Source organism: Myxococcus sp. CA039A, assembly GCF_013336645.1.
Lineage (GTDB): Bacteria > Myxococcota > Myxococcia > Myxococcales > Myxococcaceae > Myxococcus > Myxococcus llanfairpwllgwyngyllgogerychwyrndrobwllllantysiliogogogochensis.
Genome location: NZ_JABUMQ010000513.1, coordinates 1 through 5,038, shown reverse-complemented (window position 1 = coordinate 5,038; position 5,038 = coordinate 1). Strand labels below are relative to the sequence as shown.

Annotated in this window: 2 protein-coding genes and 1 pseudogene; all 3 read left to right on the top strand. The window is 71.3% G+C overall.

Features of this window, described 5'->3' with window-relative positions; translation table 11 throughout:
- A pseudogene (locus tag HR086_RS44665) lies at positions 1-1,153 on the top strand (hypothetical protein); the annotation flags it as partial.
- Positions 1,150-2,064, top strand: coding sequence for a PhnD/SsuA/transferrin family substrate-binding protein (locus tag HR086_RS44660; protein WP_141648888.1), 915 nt, complete (start codon positions 1,150-1,152; stop codon positions 2,062-2,064). The pseudogene HR086_RS44665 and the gene HR086_RS44660, both read left to right, overlap by 4 nt.
- 299 nt (positions 2,065-2,363) lie before the next feature.
- Positions 2,364-4,919, top strand: a complete 2,556-nt coding sequence (locus tag HR086_RS44655) for a TonB-dependent siderophore receptor (protein ID WP_254626734.1) — start codon at positions 2,364-2,366, stop codon at positions 4,917-4,919.
- Positions 4,920-5,038 lie beyond the last annotated feature (119 nt).

Below are 5,038 nucleotides of genomic sequence, written 5' to 3'. Positions count from 1 at the left end.
GGACGACGCCGTGCGCGACCTGCGCCGCGCGTTCGACCTGGACCGCAGCGCCCTCATGGCCCGCCGGCTGACGGCGGCGCTGATGGAGACGCGCGGCTACGCGGATGCGCGCAAGGTGATGGAGCAGGGCGCGACGCTGCCGGGCGCGACGTGGCGGGAGCAGCTGCTGCTGGGCTACGCGCGGCTGGGCGCCGGCGACGCGCAGGCGGCCCTGGAGGCCTTTGGCCGCGCGGGCAAGCAGACGGAGGAGCCGGACCAGCAGGCCGAGGCGTCGGTGGGCGCGGCGCTCGCGGAGGTGGAGCTGGGACAGGTGGACGCCGCCGTGCAGCGGCTCACCGAGGTGGGTCCGTCGCGCACGGCCGCGAGCGTGGCGCAGGCCAACCTGCCGCGCGTGCTGGTGCGTCGCGCGCTGGCCCGCCTGGAGACGGGGGATGTCGAAGGCGCCGACCGGGACCTGGACGCGGTGGACAAGCTGGGCACCGGCAAGCGCACGGACCTGACGAAGCTGGTCCTCTTCGCCCGGGGGCTGACGCGCGCGGAGGGCGGTCGCCACGCGGAGGCCAGCGCCGCGCTGAAGAAGGCCCTCACCCCGGCGCAGCCCTGGGCCTGGCCCAACACCCGCGCCCTGGCGGAGGCCTTCGTCCTCTACAAGAAGGGGCAGGTGGCGGCCTCGCGCAAGCAGCTGGCCGCCGCGTCCAAGAAGCCCATGCCGGGCCAGCCCCGGTGGCTCGCGTCGCTGACGGGCGCGCTGCACCGGCGCGAGGCCTCGCTGGCCTACGCCTCCGGCAACATGAAGGGCGCGGAGAAGGCCCTCAAGGCCGCGCTCACCGCGGAGCCCGAGGACGTGCTGCTCCAGCACAACCAGGCCTGCGTCGACTGGCGCAAGGGCAAGTCGTCCGAGGCCCTGGCCACGTGGCGTCGCCTGGAGCCCGCCGTCTCCGTCGCCTCGCTCAACCTGGGCATCGACGCCCAGGAGCGTCGTCACGAACCGGCCGAGGCCGTGGATGCCTGGCGCCGCTATCTCGCCTCCGGCCCCGGACCCCGCCAGGCCCAGGTGCGTGAGTGGAAGGAACGCCTGCAGAGCCTCCATGGCCTCGCCGAGCCCTCGGGCGCGGCGCCGACCGGAGCCACCGCGGAGGAGACCACCCCATGAAGATGCTCCGCTTTGTCCTGACCAGCCTCGCGCTGGCCCTCTGCTTCGTCACCCCCGCTGGCGCGGCCCCGAAGAAGGCCACGCTTGGCGTCTTCCTGGCCACGACGCTGAGCGACGGCCAGGAGCGCTTCCAGTACGCGGAGGCCCTGGCCGCGAAGCTGACCGAGGCGATGGACCGCCCGGTGGCCGCCAAGAGCTTTGGCCGCTACGAGGACTTCTCTCGCGCCATCGCCGATGGGCTGGTGGACTTCGCCGTGGTGGAGGGGTGGGCCGCCGTGCAGCTCGGCGCCCGCGCCACGCCACTGGCCTGGGCGTCCCGTCCCGGCGAGTCCCAGCAGCGCTGGGCCATCGTCTCCACCCACAAGGGCGTGGTGAAGGACCTCGCCGGCAAGCGCCTGGCGTTGGTGAAGGGCGCGGGGCCCGCGGATCCCAAGTTCGTCACCCACGCCGTCCTGGGAGGGGACCTGGACGCGCAGCGGCACTTCAAGCTCGCCCCCGTCCCCAACGTGGAGTCCGCCCTGAAGATGCTGGAGGCCAAGGGCGCCGAGGCGGCCCTGGTGCCCATGTCCCACGTCCCCAAGGACAAGGACCTGCGCATCCTCTTCCGCAGCGCCCGGCTGCCGGGGGCCGTCCTGGTCGACCTGCGCAACCACAAGGCGGCGCTGGACGCGGCCCTCGGTTCCGTGGGCGCCGTGGCTCCTTTCGAGCCCTTCGCCCGTGTCCAGGGTAAGGACTTCGAGGACTTCCGACGTCTCGTGACCCAGGGTCCGCCCCGCCGCCAGCCCGTCTTCGCCGACGCGCCGGACCTGCGCGTGGACGCGGAAGTCCTGGTCCGCGCCGAGGAACTGGGACCCTCCCTCCCGTCCTTCGCGGGCGACCTCGCCGTGGCCGCCGAACAGCCGGATGACTGAATTGACGCAACCTTGGACGCGCCAGCCCGAAACACTCTTGAGTTTCAGGGAATGAGAATCACCGACTTGGCCCAGCAGGTCCTCTGGGGTAGCTTGTTTTCCTACGGCGCGAGCGTGCAGGTGAGCGAATTCGTCCAAAGACCGATTGCCCTGGCGCCGCGCCCGCCAACAGGGGCGAACAGGACCGCGGGGGCTCCTCCCATTCCGCGGATGTGAGAACGATGCACTCGAAAGTGTCTGCTGATCCGCTGCGAGGTGCGGTGGGAGCTTACGCGGGGCGCCAAGGTAACCGCGCCGCCATGGTGGTGTCCGTCCTGTTCTTCGCGCTGGCCCTGGCCCATCCGTCCGTGGCCCAGGCCCAGGCCGCCGACGCCGCGGCCGAGTCGCCGCCGAAGGTGAAGCGCAAGAAGCGCGTCGCCGCGCCGGGAACGAAAGTCCCAGGAGCGACGAAGACGCCCGCGACGAAGCCCCCGCGCTCGGCCAAGAAGCCCCCGAAGACGCGCAAGTCCACCAAGCCCGTGGAGGCGCCGATCCCCGACTCGGAGATTCCGGTGCTGGGCGCTGGCCCCGAGACGGATGATCCGTCCCAGGGTGGAGAGTCCGTCACGGCGGAGCCGCCGGTGCCGGTCGCCCCCTCGCCCTTCGTGGAGTCCCCCCCAGCGAGTCCTCCCGCCGCTCCGGTGGCGAGCCCCACCGCGACCACGCAGGATCCGCTGGGCACCCCGTCCCCTTCGCACGGGGCGGTGCTGCCCGCGACGACCAGCGAGCCGCACGCGCCGGTCGCCACCGACAACGTCCCCATCAGCGCGCCCTTCGCCCAGCCCACCACGGACCGGCCCATGCCGCCCCCGTCCGGACTGGCGAGCCTGCCCGGTGAGGACCCGCTGGGCGGCGCGGATGCCCTGGAGGAGTCTGTCAACCGCGTGCTGAGCGAGGCGGTGGTGTCGACGGCCTCCAAGCGCAAGCAGCGCATCGCGGACGTGCCGCTGACCGTGTCCTGGATTCCGGCCGAGGAGCTGGAGGGCACCGGCCAGTTCTCGCTGTGCGAGGCCATCCAGTATTTCCCCGGCATGGAGTGCCGGCGCGGGTCCATGCGCAAGGCGGCGGTGAGCGCGCGCGGCCTGGGCTCCAACTACCTGTCCAACCGGCTGCTGCTGCTCAAGGACGGCCGCCCGCTGACGGACCCGTGGACGGGCCAGTTCTACGCGGACGAGACGACGCCGCTCGTCAACCTCAAGCAGGTGGAGGTCATCCGGGGCCCGGGCTCCTCGCTGTACGGCTCCAACGCCTTCAGCGGCGTCATCAACATCATCGAGCGCCAGCCGGCGGACCTCATCGCTCCGGGACGCAACGTGGGCGCCGAGGCGCGCATCCTCGCGGGCCAGGACCAGACGTGGCGCCTGCACGGCAACGTGGCCGGTCGCGGCGGCCCCGTGGAGGCGCTGCTGGGCTACTACGGCTATGGCTCGGATGGTCCTCAGCTCTTCAATGACCCCGCCACGGGCCTGGTGGACACGAACCAGGACTCGATGGTGCACCAGGTGAACGGCAAGGTGCGCGTGGGGCCCCTGGCGCTGGACGCGGACTTCACGGACGCGACCATTGGCCGCCCGGGTGGCTCGCACACGCAGATCTCCACCGTGGGCAACTGCGGCCGGTGCCACTACACGCCGAACGACGAGGAGTCCGTCCAGAACTTCAACGCCTCCGCGCAGGTGGACCAGCAGGTGACGGACAGCCTGCGCCTGTTCGGTCAGGCGTACGGCTTCTTCAAGCGCCGCGACGTGGTGCTGGAGAACGCCTTCGGTGGCGACCCCACGCGCGCGCTGGGCAAGCGCCGCCGGCTGGGTGGCGAGGTTCGCGCGCTGTACTCGGCGGGCCCGGTGTCGGTGACGTTCGGCGGCGACGTGAAGCTGGACCAGGTCAACGTGCCCAACGTGCTGCCGGGCCTGTCCATGGATGACACGAAGCAGACCATCCTCGGTGGCTTCGTGGACGCGGAGTACCGCCTGACGGAGCGCCTGGTGCTGAGCGGAGGCGCCCGGTATGACCGCTACCAGATTCCCGAGGTCGTCTGGCGCGAGCGGACCGACCAGATCTCCCCGCGCGCCAGCATCGTCTTCCACGCGGTGCCGGAGCTGCTCACGCTGCGCACCAACTACGGCCGTGCCTTCCGCGCGCCCACCCTGGCGGAGCTGGCCATCAACCAGCAGATGTACGCGTCCACGCTGGTGGGCAACGCCGAGCTTCGCGCGGAGACGCTGGACACGTTCGAGGGCTCCGTGGACTTCTGGCCCTTCGACCGGCGCGTGCGCCTGACGGCGACGGGCTTCTACAATGTGGCCAAGAACTTCATCAATCAGGAGCTCGTCTTCGGCTCGGTGTCCCAGTTCCGCAACATGGGCGACGCGCGCATCGCCGGCCTGGAGCTGGAGGCGGCGGCGCAGATTCCGTCCATCAACTCGTCCTTCGACGTGGCCTACCAGCTGCTCGACGCGAAGAACGTGCCCTTCGACGACAGCCCGGAGACGCCGCTGGACTACGCGCCCACGCACCGCATCTACGCGCGCGGCCGCACCAACATTGGCAAGGTGGCCTTCGTGGAGCTGTACGCGCTCTTCGTCGGGCCGCGCTTCGACCCGGGCTTCCAGGTGGACGAGGCGACGGGCCTGCCCACCTCCCGCGTGCAGCTGCCCAGCTACCTCACGGCCAGCGCCCGCGTGGGCTTCAACGTCTACGACGGAATCTCCGTGTCGTTCCTCGGCTCCAACCTCTTCAACGCGGCCTACGAGGAGTCTCACGGCTTCCCCGCGCCGCCCCAATCCTTCTTCAGTGAAGTCAAGGTACGCTATTAGGCACCGCGTTTGAGTACCGCTCCCCACCTGGAGGCCGGGGGCCTCCTGCTGATCGCCGATGCATCCCTGCCCGCCACCGCGCTCGAGCAGGCGGTGCCTCTGCTGGCACAGGGTGGGGT